The 14,751-nt window shown below is 58.5% G+C and carries 22 protein-coding genes; 17 read left to right on the top strand and 5 right to left on the bottom strand.

From position 1 onward, the window contains the following. Positions 1 to 185: 185 nt before the first annotated feature. The 9 genes from V3596_RS20690 to V3596_RS20650 all read left to right on the top strand — a co-directional run bounded on the left by V3596_RS20690 (position 186) and on the right by V3596_RS20650 (position 7,986). A complete protein-coding gene (locus V3596_RS20690; RefSeq protein WP_334279729.1) occupies positions 186 to 455 on the top strand; it encodes a BrnT family toxin in 270 nt (89 codons plus the stop codon). Then, a complete protein-coding gene (locus tag V3596_RS20685) occupies positions 439 to 738 on the top strand; it encodes a BrnA antitoxin family protein (protein WP_334279728.1) in 300 nt (99 codons plus the stop codon). Before V3596_RS20690 ends, V3596_RS20685 begins: the two co-directional genes overlap by 17 nt. A 1,444-nt stretch (positions 739 to 2,182) precedes the next feature. After that, a complete protein-coding gene (locus V3596_RS20680; protein WP_334279727.1) occupies positions 2,183 to 2,656 on the top strand; it encodes a hypothetical protein in 474 nt (157 codons plus the stop codon). A gap of 1,262 nt (positions 2,657 to 3,918) precedes the next feature. Then, positions 3,919 to 4,776 carry a DUF2971 domain-containing protein gene (locus V3596_RS20675; RefSeq protein WP_334279726.1) on the top strand — a complete coding sequence of 286 codons (858 nt, stop codon included), beginning with the start codon at positions 3,919 to 3,921 and terminating at the stop codon, positions 4,774 to 4,776. A 93-nt stretch (positions 4,777 to 4,869) separates the two neighbouring features. Then, positions 4,870 to 5,349 carry a hypothetical protein gene (locus tag V3596_RS20670; RefSeq protein ID WP_334279725.1) on the top strand — a complete coding sequence of 160 codons (480 nt, stop codon included), beginning with the start codon at positions 4,870 to 4,872 and terminating at the stop codon, positions 5,347 to 5,349. Positions 5,350 to 5,425: 76 nt separating this feature from the next. After that, entirely contained in the window at positions 5,426 to 5,722 is a 297-nt protein-coding gene (locus tag V3596_RS20665; protein ID WP_334279724.1) for a hypothetical protein, read from the top strand. A gap of 109 nt (positions 5,723 to 5,831) precedes the next feature. Then, positions 5,832 to 6,353, top strand: coding sequence for a DUF2199 domain-containing protein (locus V3596_RS20660; RefSeq protein WP_334279723.1), 522 nt, complete (start codon positions 5,832 to 5,834; stop codon positions 6,351 to 6,353). Between the two features lie 78 nt (positions 6,354 to 6,431). Beyond that, a complete protein-coding gene (locus V3596_RS20655) occupies positions 6,432 to 6,983 on the top strand; it encodes a hypothetical protein (protein ID WP_334279722.1) in 552 nt (183 codons plus the stop codon). A 484-nt stretch (positions 6,984 to 7,467) separates the two neighbouring features. Beyond that, complete coding sequence (locus tag V3596_RS20650; protein WP_334279721.1) at positions 7,468 to 7,986, top strand: hypothetical protein; 519 nt, start codon at positions 7,468 to 7,470, stop codon at positions 7,984 to 7,986. A 492-nt stretch (positions 7,987 to 8,478) separates the two neighbouring features. On the opposite strand, the gene V3596_RS20645 is transcribed toward V3596_RS20650, so the two are convergent. Next, positions 8,479 to 9,581, bottom strand: a protein-coding gene (locus V3596_RS20645; protein WP_334279720.1) for an IS3 family transposase whose coding sequence is annotated in 2 segments (ribosomal slippage) — positions 8,479 to 9,323 and positions 9,323 to 9,581 — 1,104 coding nt in all. Because the reading frame shifts where the segments join, the coding sequence is not laid out codon by codon here. Positions 9,582 to 9,614: 33 nt separating this feature from the next. On the opposite strand from V3596_RS20645, the gene V3596_RS21765 reads away from it, so the two are divergent. Next, on the top strand, positions 9,615 to 10,004 hold the full coding sequence (locus tag V3596_RS21765) for a DUF4262 domain-containing protein (protein ID WP_416384002.1): 390 nt from the start codon (positions 9,615 to 9,617) through the stop codon (positions 10,002 to 10,004). 67 nt (positions 10,005 to 10,071) lie between these two features. Here the strand turns inward: V3596_RS21765 and vapC are convergent, their stop codons facing one another. Then, positions 10,072 to 10,473, bottom strand: coding sequence for a type II toxin-antitoxin system VapC family toxin (vapC, locus tag V3596_RS20640; protein ID WP_334279719.1), 402 nt, complete (start codon positions 10,471 to 10,473; stop codon positions 10,072 to 10,074). Then, complete coding sequence (locus V3596_RS20635; protein WP_334279718.1) at positions 10,470 to 10,664, bottom strand: type II toxin-antitoxin system VapB family antitoxin; 195 nt, start codon at positions 10,662 to 10,664, stop codon at positions 10,470 to 10,472. Before V3596_RS20635 ends, vapC begins: the two co-directional genes overlap by 4 nt. A 184-nt stretch (positions 10,665 to 10,848) precedes the next feature. Here V3596_RS20635 and V3596_RS20630 point away from each other — a divergent pair, with 184 nt between their 5' ends. Next, positions 10,849 to 11,307 (top strand): DUF1801 domain-containing protein, encoded by a 459-nt coding sequence (locus V3596_RS20630; protein ID WP_334279717.1) that lies wholly within the window; start codon positions 10,849 to 10,851, stop codon positions 11,305 to 11,307. Positions 11,308 to 11,373: 66 nt separating this feature from the next. Here the strand turns inward: V3596_RS20630 and V3596_RS20625 are convergent, their stop codons facing one another. Continuing rightward, a complete protein-coding gene (locus tag V3596_RS20625) occupies positions 11,374 to 11,628 on the bottom strand; it encodes a Txe/YoeB family addiction module toxin (protein ID WP_334279716.1) in 255 nt (84 codons plus the stop codon). Then, entirely contained in the window at positions 11,625 to 11,876 is a 252-nt protein-coding gene (locus V3596_RS20620; RefSeq protein ID WP_334279715.1) for a type II toxin-antitoxin system Phd/YefM family antitoxin, read from the bottom strand. The genes V3596_RS20625 and V3596_RS20620 overlap by 4 nt, the downstream gene beginning before the upstream one ends. 165 nt (positions 11,877 to 12,041) lie before the next feature. On the opposite strand from V3596_RS20620, the gene V3596_RS20615 reads away from it, so the two are divergent. The 6 genes from V3596_RS20615 (at position 12,042) to V3596_RS20590 (ending at position 14,719) form a co-directional block, all read left to right on the top strand. Then, positions 12,042 to 12,461 carry a VOC family protein gene (locus V3596_RS20615; RefSeq protein ID WP_334279714.1) on the top strand — a complete coding sequence of 140 codons (420 nt, stop codon included), beginning with the start codon at positions 12,042 to 12,044 and terminating at the stop codon, positions 12,459 to 12,461. Between the two features lie 66 nt (positions 12,462 to 12,527). Further along, on the top strand, positions 12,528 to 12,983 hold the full coding sequence (locus V3596_RS20610; protein ID WP_334279713.1) for a hypothetical protein: 456 nt from the start codon (positions 12,528 to 12,530) through the stop codon (positions 12,981 to 12,983). A 102-nt stretch (positions 12,984 to 13,085) separates the two neighbouring features. Then, on the top strand, positions 13,086 to 13,568 hold the full coding sequence (locus tag V3596_RS20605) for a hypothetical protein (RefSeq protein ID WP_334279712.1): 483 nt from the start codon (positions 13,086 to 13,088) through the stop codon (positions 13,566 to 13,568). Positions 13,569 to 13,662: 94 nt separating this feature from the next. Continuing rightward, entirely contained in the window at positions 13,663 to 13,932 is a 270-nt protein-coding gene (locus V3596_RS20600; protein ID WP_334279711.1) for a TfoX/Sxy family protein, read from the top strand. Then, entirely contained in the window at positions 13,929 to 14,231 is a 303-nt protein-coding gene (locus tag V3596_RS20595) for a hypothetical protein (protein ID WP_334279710.1), read from the top strand. The genes V3596_RS20600 and V3596_RS20595 overlap by 4 nt, the downstream gene beginning before the upstream one ends. Continuing rightward, complete coding sequence (locus V3596_RS20590) at positions 14,228 to 14,719, top strand: ASCH domain-containing protein (RefSeq protein WP_334279709.1); 492 nt, start codon at positions 14,228 to 14,230, stop codon at positions 14,717 to 14,719. The genes V3596_RS20595 and V3596_RS20590 overlap by 4 nt, the downstream gene beginning before the upstream one ends. Positions 14,720 to 14,751 lie beyond the last annotated feature (32 nt).

Raw genomic sequence — 14,751 nt, 5'->3', positions numbered from 1 at the left:
CTCGGTGGTCGGCGCGGCCTAACCAGTCGCTCAACCGGACCCGCAACGGCATGCCGCCTACGGGCCTCATTTCATTCTGGCCCTTCGGCGTCCTGCCGTCGCGGGCCGGTTAGCTTCAACGTTCGGCCTCAGCAATCCCAATCCTTTGCGATTGACCGCCACATTTAATGTAGCTACATTAAAGCATGCGAATTGAGTTCGACCCGGCCAAAGATGCGGGCAATCTAGAGAAGCATGGGCTGTCGCTTGCATTGGCTGCCGAGCTCGATTGGGACGCATCACTGGTGTGGGTTGATGAACGGTACGAGTACGGCGAATTGCGCATGATCGCGCTGGCGCCGGATACCGGGATCCTGTACTACGTGGCATTTGTAGATCGTGGCGAGGCGCGAAGGATCATCAGCTTGCGCAAAGCCAACCGACGCGAGGTGAAGCACTATGTCCAAAGTTTCTAAGCGCCCTGCCATCGTCATGCCGACGACGGCAGAAGACAAAGCAATTACGGCAGCCGCCAAGGCCGATCCGGATGCGCAACCTCTGACCCCGAAGCAACTGCAGGCTATGGTTCCAATGAAGGCCGTGCGCGGGCGGCCCAAGTCTGAGAACAAGAAGCTGTTGGTGTCGGTTCGCTACAGCCCGGAAGTCGTGGCGTACTTCAAATCAACTGGCGAGGGGTGGCAGTCGCGTATGGACGGTGTGCTTCAGCAGTACGTGGCGCGTCACTCGCGGCGAGCGTGAGGCCGAACCAGTCGCTCGAGCCGACTCGCGTCGGCAGGCCGCCGCTCGCGGCTCAGCTTCAACGTTAGCCCGCACGCAACGCGATATGTAGACTGCGACGAGCAAGATCAAGAACAAGCATCGGAGGAATTTGCAATGAACTTGAGCATAGGGACACTTTTCTCACCTGTAGCGTGGGCGGTTCTATTTTTCATTGCCTTGTTGCTTGTGCGTTCGGCATTCCGCGCAGAGCCAGGTGAGGTCGCGTGCTCATGGAAGTTCCGCACGGTGATCTATGTATCGCTGAGTTTGCTCATTCCGCTGTGGCCGCTCACGTTCCCGATCTTTCTCCATCTCGCGCACCGGTCCTATCTGGCAGGTGCTCGCCGCAGTTCGGCGGCGGCCTAGTTTTCACGGGCATGCGGGCTAACCTGTCGCTCGAGCCGACTCGCGTCGGCAGGCCGCCGCTCGCGGCTCAGCTTCAACGTTGTGCATCAGGCTGCCGGGAGTCCAAGTGAGGATGGTTCGTTTTGCGCGTGAGCAGCGCTCAGCTGATTGCCAAGGCCGCAGTTCTCTTTGCGGCGCGGCTTGGTGCAGCTCGGTTGCCGCGGCGGGTCCTAGTGGCGCCAATCGTCGTGGCCGTGTGGCCAAGGTCGGGCGTCAATCCGTTCTCTTAGCGCGCCGGGTCGCATGGTCAAGCACTAGCCAGGCGCCTCAGCCTTCTGCCACGTGGGTGTTGCTTCGTTTGGCATCTGGCGTGCGCAGCGGCAGTGCCTTCGAAGTGGCTCTGCACAACCTGCCGGTCAAGTGGGACGTCCCACGGCGTGCGCCGTTGGTCCGCCTTGCGCAGGCCGTGCCGCCGTGGGCCGCCCCTTACCTTCACCGTTAGGCAACCCATGAAGAAGGAACCTCTTTATCGCAAGGTCAACACGACTGCCCGTGGCGTGTTCCATCGCTTTGGAGAAGACTTCAGCACCAGGCGCAGGAGTGTCAATGCTGGTGAGATTGAGCTGGATGCAATCTCGATGAAACAGGGTGTACGTCGAGGCTTGGACTACACCCCTCTCTTCAGGTTTCTGCTCTCTCGCGTTGGGAGAAACTGGGATGAGGTCTACTCCGAAGCAGTTGCTCGGTTGGATCGGAAGGATCCAATCTTCTGGATGGTCGCTTTGCGAGAGACGGATGCACAGGACTACATCCGGGCTGGTGAAGCCAGCTACTTCAGCGGCCTAAAGGTCGACGAGGCTGGTGTGCTTCGAGTCGTTAACCCTTCGGTTGGCCCCGGTAGCCTCGTTCCTCAGTGCCCTTGCTGTACCCATACGTTCAACGGAATCAGGTTCACGCGCCCATATGACGAATCACTTCGCCCTCAGCGGTCTGCGACGAGGCTTGCCTAACCAGTCGCTCGAGCCGACCCGCGTCGGCAAGCCGCCGCTCGCGGCTCAGCTTCAACGTTAGGCCTCAAATGCAAATACGCCACCTAGCTCTAGTCATCCTGTTGCTAAGCCAATCACTTTCCTTCGCGCAGAAGACCGTCGTAGTAAATCCAAACGACATTCAGCTCAGCCCATACAGGCACAAGGAACTGCCGGTTGAGCTGCTGAAACGAATTCGCGCTACAACGGACGTGTTCCAGGCGATTGATGGCCTGTCGTATGACCAGGCTGTTGACCTATACAAGAGAGACGTCAACCCTGAAGAGAACCTCGTCATCTGGGAAGAAATGGTTAGGGGCTACAAGTCTTTTTGCAAGGCGAGGTGCACGACGGCGCCTGAAAGAATGGATGTCTATCGAGCTCTGTTGCTTCGCTCAATGTTCGAGGAGCCTGAAGCAATTCGGAGAACTCAGCCCAAAGTCCTTGCGCTCGCGGAAGTTCAGGCCGTGGTGAAGCTGTATCGCCTTCCAGCCAAGCCGATTGACGTGGTGAAAGGCAAGTAGGGCCGCAGTGAGCTCATCGATTTCGATTACAAGTGTGCGGTACGAGAGGCCTAACCAGTCGCTCGAGCCGACTCGCGTCGGCAGGCCGCCGCTCGCGGCTCAGCTTCAACGTTAGGCATCAGATGGAAGATCAGTCCGCCGCACAGATTCTGTGTCCTCGTTGCGTGCACGGTTGGGTACTGCACATGCGCATTCGCTCGAACCATAGAGAGATTCATGTTTGCGACGAATGTGACGCGACTTGGCTAGGCGCCAAGCCGGATCTATCGAGCAAGCACATCGACTATGGGACATACATGCGCGAGGCTGGGCTAACGGTGATGTGGACAGAACTTGAGCCGGTTCAATGTGATCCTGTAACCTCACGGAGAGCTGGGGATGCAGATGCCTAACCTGTCGCTCGAGCCGACTCGCGTCGGCAAGCCGCCGCTCGCGGCTCAGCTTCAACGTTGTGCATCAGGCTCCCGGTAGAGCAAGTGAGGATGGTCCGTGTTTCGCGTGAGTGCCGCTCGGCTGTTTGCGAAGGCCGCAGTTCTCTTTGTGGCCCGGCCTGGCGCATGTCGCTCGCTGCCGTTGGTCCTTGTGGCGCTGCTGGCGGTGGCCGCGTGACGCAGATCGGTCGTCAATCCGTTCTCTTGGCGCGCCGGTCCGCATGGTCAAGCACCAGCCTGCCGCCTCGGGCGTCCGCCACGTGGGTGTTGCTCCGTATTGCAGGGTTCGTGCGCCATGGCCGATGCTTCGACATGGCTATGCACAACCAATCGCTCGAGCCGACTCGCTTCGGCAAGCCGCCGCTCGCGGCTCAGCTTCAACGTTAGCCCGCAGCGCGAGTGCGCAAGACGCGTAGAGGGGGTTCAGTGCCGGAGTCGCTTGCAAAGCTTATCCACCTGGTTTCATTCGCTGGATCGCATGCAAAATCACGAGGCACCTGAACCCGGGGGTTACATGGTCCATCTCGGCTCTGCACTTCTTTTCGTCGCGGCCATTGCTCTCTACGCGCTTGGCTATTCCACTGAGAGCAGCGCTGCTTGCTTCATTGGCTTCATCCTTGAGTGCAAGTTCTGGTCGAACGTTTGGCGCAGTCGGTCTAAAGTGCAGCCGCCAAGTGAGCGCATTGCTGGGCAGTGAGTGCCGTGCGGGCGATATCCATGCCGTTTGGCCAGGTGCGGGCTAACCATTCGCTCGAGCCGACTCCCCTCGGCAAGCCTCGGGTCGCGGCTCAGCTTCAACGTTAGGCCTCACCCCATCTCTGCGCCGCAAGAATGATCGCTGAACGTCTTTACCGTCCGACCAAGGGCGAGAAGCTATACCACTATTGCAGCCCAGAGTCCTTCCTGGCCATCGCGCGCACCCGGAGACTTCGACTGGCCGATCTGTATGCCATGAATGACTCTATGGAGATGCATTGGGGATATCGTGTGTGGGAGGCTGCTGCAACAGAACTGCTGCCCACCACCGGAAAGGAATTTCTGGACCATGTCGATCTCGTCTTCCATGAGGCAGGCGCCCGGGCACTATTTCTGGCCACTTGCCTTTCGACAAGCGCTGACGTCTTGAGCCAATGGCGGGCTTACGCTCAAGATGGCATTGGCTACTCGCTCGGCTTCAATGCTGAGGATCTCTGCCAGCTAGCTGTCCGTCCGCTGCGAGTGCTGTATGACTGGAAGCAGCAGATTGCCGAAGTTCGCAACGCCGTTTACGCAATCTGGAAGAAGTGGCCGGAACCGAAGGCGGAACTGAGTGACTTCATCGGGGCGTGTACGAGCGTTGCCATTGATTTGGCCGCTATGAAGAACCCCGCCTTTTGCGAGGAGGCCGAAGTCCGCCTAGTCCATATCGTGCACATTGAATCCGATGGAGACGCTCGCTATTTTCAAGACAGGGGTGGATACACCCTCGGAAAGAAATCAGACGGTGAAGTGGTTTCGTTCTTCATGAGGGGCGGTACACCGGTTGCACACATTGATGTTGACTACACAGCAAATCTGCGACTGGCCACAATGCAGGATGTTGTCCTCGGTCCGAAGAACGATGCCCTGGCTGCAGGCGTCGGGCTGATGCTCGGAACGCTCGGATTTCGTGGCGTTGGTGTTCGAAAGTCAGCCGCAACCTACCGCTGAGATGCAAGAGTGAGGCCTAACCAGTCGCTCGAGCCGACTCGCGTCGGCAAGCCGCCGCTCGCGGCTCAGCTTCAACGTTAGGGCTCATCGAAGATGCCGTGCCAGCGCCGTGAGGATGTGGAAGTCTTTGCTGACTACAACCAGTTCTATGTTCAGGACGGGGGCATCAATCCATCCGCTCAGGAAGATTGGACCGACGAAGACGTGGCTCGTCGTGCCAAGGTGGCGGAGAACGTCTTTGTTGTCTGTCCGGTTCGGAACATGTCGGTTCCGGTGGAGATCTCTCTGTACGACGTCGCGCCAAGCTTGGAGCTGGACTTGTGGGACCACGCCGTTGCGGGCTCGCTCTTCTTGCCAAGCGGTCACTTGCAAATCCATGAATGCACCGGCGGCCCTGTTCTGGATTGGCAGGTTTCGCCGGGACATTACGAAGTTGCTGTTCTCTACGCTGGACTCGGTAGCTTGTCGCAAGATGGGCTGGAGGGGACCGATCAATACCATGTGCTCCTTTGGCCGGGCAAGGAAAGGGAGCTCGCGGTTCTTCGTGAGTGGGGTGGGCGCAGTGAGCCCTAACCTGTCGCTCGAGCCGACTCGCGTCGGCAAGCCTCCGCTCGCGGCTCAGCTTCAACGTTAGGCCGCAAAGACACCAATGCCTCCGATCACCGCCTTCTCGGTATCAATCATTGGCCTGGTCGCCGCGCTGGCAATCTATCTTGGCGCACGAGGGACGACGCTCATCCATCGGCTGTCCGCCATTTCTGGCGTGGCCGTGGTCCTATGTGTTTCAGTGCTTCCGTTCTATCTGCTCAAGGCCTTTGATAACCTCGGGTCAGAGAAGTACGAAGCAGGTTTCATCGCCTACCTCGCAGCTAGTTGCATTGCCGCAGTCGTCGCGCTCGCTTGCTGCGTGCGGTTGTTTTACGCGGGGCGTGGTCGTGCGGCCTAACCAGTCGCTCAACCGGACCCGCAACGGCATGCCACGGCTGGCCGTCATTTCATTCTCGGCCAGCCGCGTCCTGCCGCTGCGGGCCGGTTAGCTTCAACGTTAGCCCTCAATGGAACAGCCAAAATTCAAATTCAAATGCGCGTCATGCGACGAGTGGCATGAAGGGATCCCTGCTTGGGGCTGGAACTATCCATTCCATTTCCACACCATTCCTGAGGCCGAGCGAGAGGAGCGCTGCTTCCTGACGACGGACCTTTGCGTTGTGGACGACAAAGCTTTTTACGTGTGCGGATGCTTAGAGTTGCCTGTCGTCGGTACAGAAGAAGTCCTTTCACTCCGAGTCTGGGTTTCATTGAGCAAGGAGAACTTCTTTAAGTTCCAGGACCTGCTGGGTGTGGAGCACCGGTCACAAAACGGTCCGTACTTTGGATGGTTGAGTGTTCCAATCCCAACCTATCCGGAGACGATGAATCTCAAGACGCAAGTCCATATCAGGGATCATGGGATACGCCCATTCATTGAGCTTGAGCGAACGGCACATCCAATCTCGTTGGACCAGCAGCATGGGGTTGACGTCGAGCGGATTCAATTTCTCTATGACTATTTTGAGCACCGCGGAATTGAGGGCTAACCAGTCGCTCGAGCCGACTCGCGTCGGCAAGCCGCCGCTCGCGGCTCAGCTTCAACGTTAGCCGTCGAAAGCGCCAACATGCAGTTCACCCTTACCTACGAAGGACGTCTGCGATCCAACGCAAAGCCTGCGGATAAGCACGCCCTACGGCGCCACTTTCATCAGCAACTTTCAACTCTCTGGGAACTCAACCCGCTCTCCAAGTATCGGGACTGGGTTCAGGTTCCTCCTGCGGAAGGTGAGTTTTCGATCATCAAGTCGGTTCACGGATTTTCGTTTGCACCACTTGTCTGCGAGAAGCTTTGCGCAGTTGCTGAGCTTGAAGTCGACCTACTCTGGCCGCAAAGCCCAGGTTCAATAATTGTGAGCGGCGGCGATATAGACAACCGGCTGAAGACGCTTTTCGATGCACTGAAGATCCCTTCGGAGCCGTCAGCCCTGCCAAAGGGCACAGTTCCTCTAGAGGGAGAACAACCCTTCTTTTGCTTGCTCGAAGACGACAGCCTCATCTCAAGGGTCACTGTGAACACTGACCGCCTGCTTGAGCCAGAAGCAGATCCATCGGTTGTTAAGCTTCTCCTACGCGTCAAGACAAGAAATCTCGGGGACCAATGGAAGCAGCTGCCCTAAATACATCGACGGCTAACCAGTCGCTCGAGCCGACTCGCGTCGGCAAGCCGCCGCTCGCGGCTCAGCTTCAACGTTGTGCAGCAGGCTGCCGGGAGTCCAAGTGAGGATGGTTGGTCGTTCGCGTCAGAGCCAGTCGGCCGTTTGCGGAGGCACGAGTTCTCTTTGTGGCGCGGCCTGGCGCAGTTCGTTCGCTGCTGCCGGTCCAAGTTGCGCCAGTCGTCGTGGCCGTGTGCCCATGGTCGGGCGCCATTCGGTTCTCTTGGCGCAACGCTCCGCATGTTCAAGTACCAGCCTGTCGCCTCAGCCGTCTGCCACCTGGGTGTGGCTCCGGCTAGCATCTCGCGTCCGCGGCGGCCGTGCCTTCGAAGTGGCTCTGCACAACCTGCCGGTCAAGCGGGACGTCCCACGGCGGGCGCCGGTGGTCCGCCTTGCGCAGGCCGTGCCGCCGTGGGCCGCCCCTTACCTTCATCGTTAGGCTAGAGAAATGCCAGTAACTTCGATCGAGGTCCTTGATACAGCCGTGAAGGTTGGGCTCGGTGCGCTCATCAGCGGGCTAACTACATTCCTGGTTGCAAGGCGAGCCCAATCTCATGAGATTCGCAAGGTCATCCTCGCTGAGCGTCTGCAGTTGCTGCGTGAGGCAGCCGTAAAGCTGGAGCAGGGAGGCTCATTGATAAACAAGTCGTGCGAGGCTATTGCTGTGGCGCGAGCAACTGGCAGGCTAAATCAACAAGAGAAACTTTCAGAGGAACTGCCGAACTTCATCATGGCGTTCAACACCTTAAAGGAATCTCACACGCTCTTCTATCTATCGGGGAGGCGTGCGCTTGGAGAGCTCGTTGGCGAGTACGCCACCAAGCAGGATGAGGTGAGAAAGCATTTCATCGCGCGCGGCACAGAGTTCGACTTCGACGTTCTCAACAACCACTACAGAGAAGTAGCGGCGATGAAAAAGGAAATACTCAATGCTTTGGCCACGGAGCTCAATGCGTTCGAGGCCTAACCTGTCGCTCGAGCCGACTCGCGTCGGCAGGCCGCCGCTCGCGGCTCAGCTTCAACGTTAGGCCATGGGACAAAAACTTTCTGCGCAGGATCTGGCGCTTTATCGAGCCGTTGACGAAGTCCTGCACTACGTCTGGGATCCCATTGGAGTTGCAGGTACGCCGGAAGCCCGAGACGAGTACTACGGCTACTTGCCAAAGGTCTTTGCCTTGGTCCGAGATGGAGCAGAAGAATCTGCAATCGCTGCAGAGCTATGCTCTATCGCAACGCAGCGTATGGGGCTTTCAGCGAGGCCGGCGCACGACCTGGAGATTGCTCGCCTTCTCTTATCCTGGCGGGAGTCTGCCCATGAGCGCCTGGCCTAACCAGTCGCTCGAGCCGACTCGCGTCGGCAAGCCGCCGCTCGCGGCTCAGCTTCACCGTTAGGCCCCACAAAGCATGCTTGCTAGCCTTCGTCGCCTTGACCTGCTCGGGTTAGTCGAGACAGTTATTCCTAGAAGATGGCGGGTTGCAGGTCTTGGCGGAGTTGCTGTTTGAACTCTACCGGGGTCAAGTATTGCAGGCTGCTGTGGGGCCGGACCTCGTTGTAGTGGTTGCGCCAGACTTCGATGAGGACGGCCGCTTCGCGACGCGACCGGAACCACTCGATGGACAGGCACTCGTCGCGGAACTTGCCGTTGAAGCTCTCGTCGGTGCCGTTCTGCCAGGGCTTGCCGGGATCGTTCAGCACGGTGGCGATGCCGGCGCTCGAGATCCACTCCAGGATTGCTTGGCTGACGAACTCCGGCCCGTTGTCCGAACGCATGAACAGAGGTGCCCCATGCACGCTGACCAGGCGCGACAGCACCTCGATCACGCGCTTGGAGCGGATGGCCCCGGCCACATCGATGGCCAGGCACTCCCGGGTGTACTCGTCCACGACGGTCAAGCACTTGATCTGCTGACCGCTGGCGGTGGTGTCGAAGACGAAGTCATAGGCCCAGACCATGTTGGCCTTGAACGGTGTGTGGATGCGCGGCCGCACCGAGGCGATGCGCTTGCGCGGACGATTCCTGGGCACCAGCAGGCCCGCTTGGCGCCACAGGCGATGCGTTCGCGACCAACTCAGCTCGAAGCCTTTGCGGCGCAGGAACACGCGGATGCGACGGTAGCCGTAGCGCGGGTACTGGGCCGAGAGTTCCTTCATGGCCGCGAGCACCGGCGCATCCTTGGCAGGCAAGCGCAACTCGTAGCTGGGCGTGGCACGCGACATACCGATCAGCCCGCAAGCCCGACGAAGACTCAAGCCCCGTGCGCGCACGAAGGCCAGCTGTTCTCGCCGAGCCAGCGGGCTCACCATTTTTTTGCGTTGATTTCCTTCAGGATCGCGTTGTCCAGCGCCGCCTCGGCCAGCAGCTTCTTGAGCCGGCTGTTCTCAAGCTCCAAGGCCTTGAGTCGCTTGATGTCAGCGATTTCAAGCTGGCCAAAGTGCTTACGCCAGGCGTATATCGTGGGGCCGCTTACCTTGTGCTTCTTGGCGGCCTCGGCCACCGATGTGCGATCTGCTTCGCGCAGGATCGCGACCATCTGCTCTTCCGTGAATTGACTCTTCTTCATGGGCTCCTCTTTGGGCGGGAGCCATCTTCCTAGATATCAACGTCTCGGAGAAACCGGGCAGGTCAGTACTCCATTGGGATTGTGCAATCTAGCCAAGCGCCAGAGCTAATTGTCGTGGGGCTGAAGCGTGAGATCTCCCATTGGCTAGTGAATGAGTACAACCGCAGAGTGCGGGCTGGAGAGAGGTTTGCTCCTGGCGTCTTGTACGCAGGCTTTCTAGAAGGATTTGAGGTTCAGTTTGGGCTCGTCGATCGCGAGCACCGCGCGGAGTACATGCGTTCAGCCTCGTGGTTGCATGGTGGGCCGGACTTCGAAGCGTTGCAAATGCTCTGGCCAAGCACTAGCGGCGTATGGCCGTGGGAATCAAAGGCTAGTGAGTGGTTTCGAGCCAATCAGCCACTGCTTGGAGCGCTATGTTCGTGAAGCGCCCTAACCAGTCGCTCGAGCCGACTCGCGTCGGCAAGCCGCCGCTCGCGGCTCAGCTTCAACGTTAGATTCCTTGAACTGCACTGCGAAGGCCGAGATGCTTCACGAAGGGTTCGAAGTCGCGGTCGGAATGAAGAAGCGTGTATCCGCCTTCGATGCATCGCGTGGCGATGATCGTGTCAATGGTCTTGCGCACGGTGAAGCCAAGAGCGCGCAGTGTTCTGAAATTCTTCGCCGCTTGGATCGCAATGTCCTTGCCGCCAAGTTCCACAACTTCCAGCGAGTCGAGAAGCTTCTTGGCTTGATTGAAATCGCGATCACTCACGAACCCTTGCAAGACCTCGGCCAGGATCAAATCGCCAATTGCCAGTGGCTCACGTCCGAGCAAGCTATCGAGCTTCTCGGTCTGCGCCGTTGCCGCGCCTCGAAAGTAGTCGATCCAGACGCTGGAATCGACAAGAATCACTTGTCGGTTCTCATTGCGCCCAAGTCACCTTCCCAGGTCACTTTGCCGCGAAGTTGGCGTATCTTTTCCTGCTGGCGCAACAGAAGCACGGTGCGCAGCCCAAGTTCCACAGCTTCGCGCTTTGTCTTCAAGCCCGTCGCACGCAACGTATCGTTCATCAACTTGTCGTCAATCTCGATGTTGGTTCGCATTGTGTGTACTCCTTTGAGTTCGAATACACATTCTATCTTCTGCTGGGCAGGTCTCGGCAATGCGCCGGAATCTAACCAGTCGCTCGAGCCGACTCGTGTCGGCAAGCCGCCGCTCGCGGCTCAGCTTCAACGTTAGGCCGCAAAGCCGTCACGCCATGAAAAGCACAATCTACGCGAGCCACACATGACAGCGCCCAAGAACTCTTCCGCTCCGGCTAAGAGATTTCCTAAGACCACACCGGTTGAAGACGCTGCAAAGCCAGCATCCGAGCTGATTGACGCCCGAATCGGGGAACTTCAAGATTGGCGAGGCGAACTGCTGTCTCGCCTGAGGCGCGTGATTAGGAGCGCCGATGCAGGAATTACGGAGGAGTGGAAGTGGAACACTCCCGTTTGGGCCTGCCACGGCATCATTTGCACTGGCGAAAGCTACAAGAATGCTGTCAAGCTCACCTTTCCGAAAGGCGCTTCTGTCAGAGATCCTGCGAACTTGTTCAACTCGAGTCTCGATGGGAACGTGCGGCGGGCAATCGACTTCCCCGCAGGTTGTAGTCTTGACGAGGATGCATTGAAAGCACTCATTCAGGCCGCCATAGCAGTGAACAAGTCGACCGCTGCTAGCAAAGCGAAGAATGCGGCCTAACCAGTCGCTCGAGCCGACTCGCGTCGGCAAGCCGCCGCTCGCGGCTCAGCTTCAACGTTGGGCGTCTTAGTAGTGATATCGGAGTTGTGCGATCAGAAGAGCATCGCCTTCGACCTTGTAGACCACGCGGTGCTCGTCGGTGATCCTGCGAGACCAAAACCCTGAGAGCGCATGCTGGAGCGGTTCAGGTTTGCCGATACCTTCAAATGGCTCTCGCTGGATCTCTCGAATCAGCTTGTTGATGCGGTCAACCATCTTGCGGTCTTGCTTCTGCCAGTAGAGATAGTCTTCCCATGCCTCATCAGCAAAGATCAGCTTCACTTGGTCAGTTCTCGCTCAACGCCTTGGCCGGCGCTCAATTGCGCCGCCGCCGAGATCAAGCGCTTGGCGTTCGCCGGATTGCGAAGCAGATACGCAGTCTCTTCCATGGCCTGGAAGTCCTCGAGTGACAGCATCACCACTGACTGCTCACCATTTCGCGTAATGATGAGGGCCTCATGATCATTGCAAACTCGATCCATGGTGCTGGCCAAGTTGGCGCGGGCGGCCGAGTAGGTAATCGCATCCATTGCAGGGCTCCTTTGTTGTACGCATTATTGTACGCACTCAACGTCGGGTTGTCTAAGGCTCTGGTCAAGACGCCCAACCAGTCGCACGAGCCGACTCGCGTCGGCAAGCCGCCGCTCGCGGCGCAGCTTCAAGGTTAGGCTTCAAGTTCCAACTACCCTTGCGCCATGTTCTCGCACATCTTCATTGGCGTTAGCGACTTTGATCGAGCGCTTGATTTCTATGTACCGCTCATGGCGGCTCTAGGCATTGAGCTGCGCTTCTGCGATCGCAGTCGTCCTTGGGCTGGATGGCAATCGCAGGGGAATCCAAGACCCCTGTTCCTCATTGGCACCCCTTATGACAATCAACCGCCTCACGCTGGCAACGGTCACATGACAGCATTCTTGGCTACAAGTCGAGCGGGCGTGCGCCGCGCCTATCTACTGGCGTTGGCTAACGGGGGCACTTCCGAGGGGGAGCCAGGCTTGAGGCCCCAGTACCACCAAGACTACTATGGCGCCTACTTCCGAGATCCAGATGGAAACAAGCTCTGCATTGCCTGTCATGCTGAAGAGGGAGAGGCCAGCGTCAACGAAAACGCGTAGCCGTTCGCTCGATCCAGCTCCCGTCGGCAACCCCTGCATCGATCGGTGTTCTCCGGCATGCTTGGCATGCCGGAGACAGACGCTCATGTCGAACGACAGGCCACAGAATGCAAGCTCACCATGGGATATGACGCGCTAGTTCGCATCGCTGCTCTTTGTGTCGTTCTCGCAGGTGCCGAGACACTGCATGGGATCGCCAGGACCACGCTCGTCGTTCCGCGCATCGGAAAGGAGCGGGCACTGAAGCTGAGCGCTCTGACAGGCACATGCCTTGCATCTGCAATCTGCTGGCTCTTGGTGCCAGAAATCGGGCTGCAGTCGCCGGGTGCTCATCTGGTCTTGGGTATCGGCCTCGCTGGGTTCATGGCTGGATTTGACATCGCCCTTGGCATGTGGCTTTTGCGTAAATCTTGGGCAAAGATCTGGCCCGACTTCGATCCGCGTACCGGAAACTTCCTGCTGTACGGTTTGCTCGGCTTGTGCTTCATACCGCTGCTGGTTTGGTATGCGAACCACTTGTAGTCATGCCATGCGGCCCAGCCAGCCGCTCGAGCCGTCTCGCGTCAGCAGACCGAGTTCGCGGCTTCTACGATTCAACTTCACCGGACCCTGTATCGTCATACCATGAAGCCCATCCTCACCACCCTCCTGTTCATCGCCACCCTCGCGCAGTCAGTGTCGGCGGCCGACGCGAAGCTCGATACACCCCTGATTGGCTCCTGGTCCGTCGATACGTCCCGGCTGCCGATGGCTCCCGCCGCCCGACCCAAGAGCGTCATGATCACCTTCTCGGAATCAGGTTCAGAGCAGGTGAAGATGAAAGTTGAGGTTGTTGATCCAGCTGGGAATCGCATGGAGGCCGAGGGCATCACACCGCTGGACGGCACGCCGACGCCGGTGAAATCAAACTTCGAGGCTGATATCTCCGCAACCCTCATGCCGAGGCCTGATGTCCTGATCATGCAATTGGGCAAGAACGGCATTCCCGCGTCGACCCGAATCTACGCAGTCCAAGCCGACAGCGCTTCGATGATTGAAACAGTTGCCTACTTTGGTGCGGACGGCCGCCCGGTGCTGCGCAAGAACTACTTCTCCCGCGTTCGATGAGCGTGCAGGCGTCCAAGCAGTTGCTCAAGCCGACTCGCGTTTTCAGGCCGCCGGCTGACGCGCATCTTCAACGGTAATCATTGAAAATCCGCTCATGCGTCGCGCAGCAGACCTGCCCAATATCGGTCCTAAGTCAGAGCAGATGCTTGCCCTGGCGGGGATTACGAGCCTTGCGAAGCTGCAGGAGTTGGGTGCGGTGCCTGCGTTCTGCCAGGTCAAGCGTGCTGGCGCAAATGCGAGCTTGAACTTGCTTTGGGCTTTGGAGGGCGCGATCTTGGGGATTCCGTGGCAACAGGTTGCGCGCGAGCATCGAACAAGCCTTCTGTTGGCCCTTGAGGACTACGAGCGTGATGGACATTCATGAAAACTCTCAAAGGCACCGCACTATCCAGGCTGGTTCTCATGGCCCTTGCCGTCGCGAGCTCAGGACAGGCGCAGAGTCAAAGCCAAGGCTCGAACTGGGCTCAGGACTGTCGCGCCCGCGGCGGTCAGGTGGTTGAGTATCGAGTGAGCAGAGTCAAGGAAGGCGTTCCCTTGCACCTGAATGCACCGGCTGTACCCGCTGAGAAACGCGATGCAGCATGGGACGAGTACGCCTGCGCGTACCGGAAGGCTGCCGATCTCGTCGTGGACAAGAAACTCTGCATCCGATTGGCTCCGTGACAACCGCGCACATACCTTCGCACCTGGTCGACTTCTGGAGTGCTTTCTCCAACTCCATCGGTGGCATTGAAACTGCGCGCTTCTACGAGGCATGCATCTTCGGCGATAGTGAGGAACTGGCGAATGAGCTAGCCGCACTCGTGCTGCGGGGCGTCAAGCGCGCAACAGCGGCGTCGGTATGGTCCTGTGAAGGGGAGGGCAAACGACTTCCCGTTCCAGGCGATCTGAGTATCGTCACGAACTGGGCTGGCAGCCCTCTGTGCATCATTGAAACCGAAGCGGTCGAGCTTGTGCCCTTCAACGAAGTCAGCGCCGAGTTTGCAGCCACAGAAGGTGAAGGGGATGGCTCGTTGTCGTTCTGGCGAGAAGCGCACAGACAGTACTTCACCCGCGAATGCTCACGGGCAGGCCGTCAATTCAGCGAAGACATGCTTGTTGCCTGTGAGCGGTTCAAGCTTGTCTATCGGCCTTCAATCAGCTCGGTCTGACCAGCTCCTGGTGTCGACTGGCGCCGGCAAGA

This window comes from Roseateles microcysteis, assembly GCF_036880965.1.
Classification (GTDB): Bacteria; Pseudomonadota; Gammaproteobacteria; order Burkholderiales; family Burkholderiaceae_C; genus JAUASW01.
Note: the sequence above shows the minus strand (reverse complement) of the source record. Positions and strands in the feature narration are given on the sequence as shown.

Coding starts and splice junctions, on each gene's coding strand:
- V3596_RS20690 (WP_334279729.1), top strand. CDS start 186: ATGCGAATTGAGTTCGACCCGGCCAAAGATGCGGGCAATCTAGAGAAG.
- V3596_RS20685 (WP_334279728.1), top strand. CDS start 439: ATGTCCAAAGTTTCTAAGCGCCCTGCCATCGTCATGCCGACGACGGCA.
- V3596_RS20680 (WP_334279727.1), top strand. CDS start 2,183: ATGCAAATACGCCACCTAGCTCTAGTCATCCTGTTGCTAAGCCAATCA.
- V3596_RS20675 (WP_334279726.1), top strand. CDS start 3,919: ATGATCGCTGAACGTCTTTACCGTCCGACCAAGGGCGAGAAGCTATAC.
- V3596_RS20670 (WP_334279725.1), top strand. CDS start 4,870: ATGCCGTGCCAGCGCCGTGAGGATGTGGAAGTCTTTGCTGACTACAAC.
- V3596_RS20665 (WP_334279724.1), top strand. CDS start 5,426: ATGCCTCCGATCACCGCCTTCTCGGTATCAATCATTGGCCTGGTCGCC.
- V3596_RS20660 (WP_334279723.1), top strand. CDS start 5,832: ATGGAACAGCCAAAATTCAAATTCAAATGCGCGTCATGCGACGAGTGG.
- V3596_RS20655 (WP_334279722.1), top strand. CDS start 6,432: ATGCAGTTCACCCTTACCTACGAAGGACGTCTGCGATCCAACGCAAAG.
- V3596_RS20650 (WP_334279721.1), top strand. CDS start 7,468: ATGCCAGTAACTTCGATCGAGGTCCTTGATACAGCCGTGAAGGTTGGG.
- V3596_RS20635 (WP_334279718.1), bottom strand. CDS start 10,664: ATGCGAACCAACATCGAGATTGACGACAAGTTGATGAACGATACGTTG.
- V3596_RS20630 (WP_334279717.1), top strand. CDS start 10,849: ATGACAGCGCCCAAGAACTCTTCCGCTCCGGCTAAGAGATTTCCTAAG.
- V3596_RS20620 (WP_334279715.1), bottom strand. CDS start 11,876: ATGGATGCGATTACCTACTCGGCCGCCCGCGCCAACTTGGCCAGCACC.
- V3596_RS20615 (WP_334279714.1), top strand. CDS start 12,042: ATGTTCTCGCACATCTTCATTGGCGTTAGCGACTTTGATCGAGCGCTT.
- V3596_RS20610 (WP_334279713.1), top strand. CDS start 12,528: ATGCCGGAGACAGACGCTCATGTCGAACGACAGGCCACAGAATGCAAG.
- V3596_RS20605 (WP_334279712.1), top strand. CDS start 13,086: ATGAAGCCCATCCTCACCACCCTCCTGTTCATCGCCACCCTCGCGCAG.
- V3596_RS20600 (WP_334279711.1), top strand. CDS start 13,663: ATGCGTCGCGCAGCAGACCTGCCCAATATCGGTCCTAAGTCAGAGCAG.
- V3596_RS20595 (WP_334279710.1), top strand. CDS start 13,929: ATGAAAACTCTCAAAGGCACCGCACTATCCAGGCTGGTTCTCATGGCC.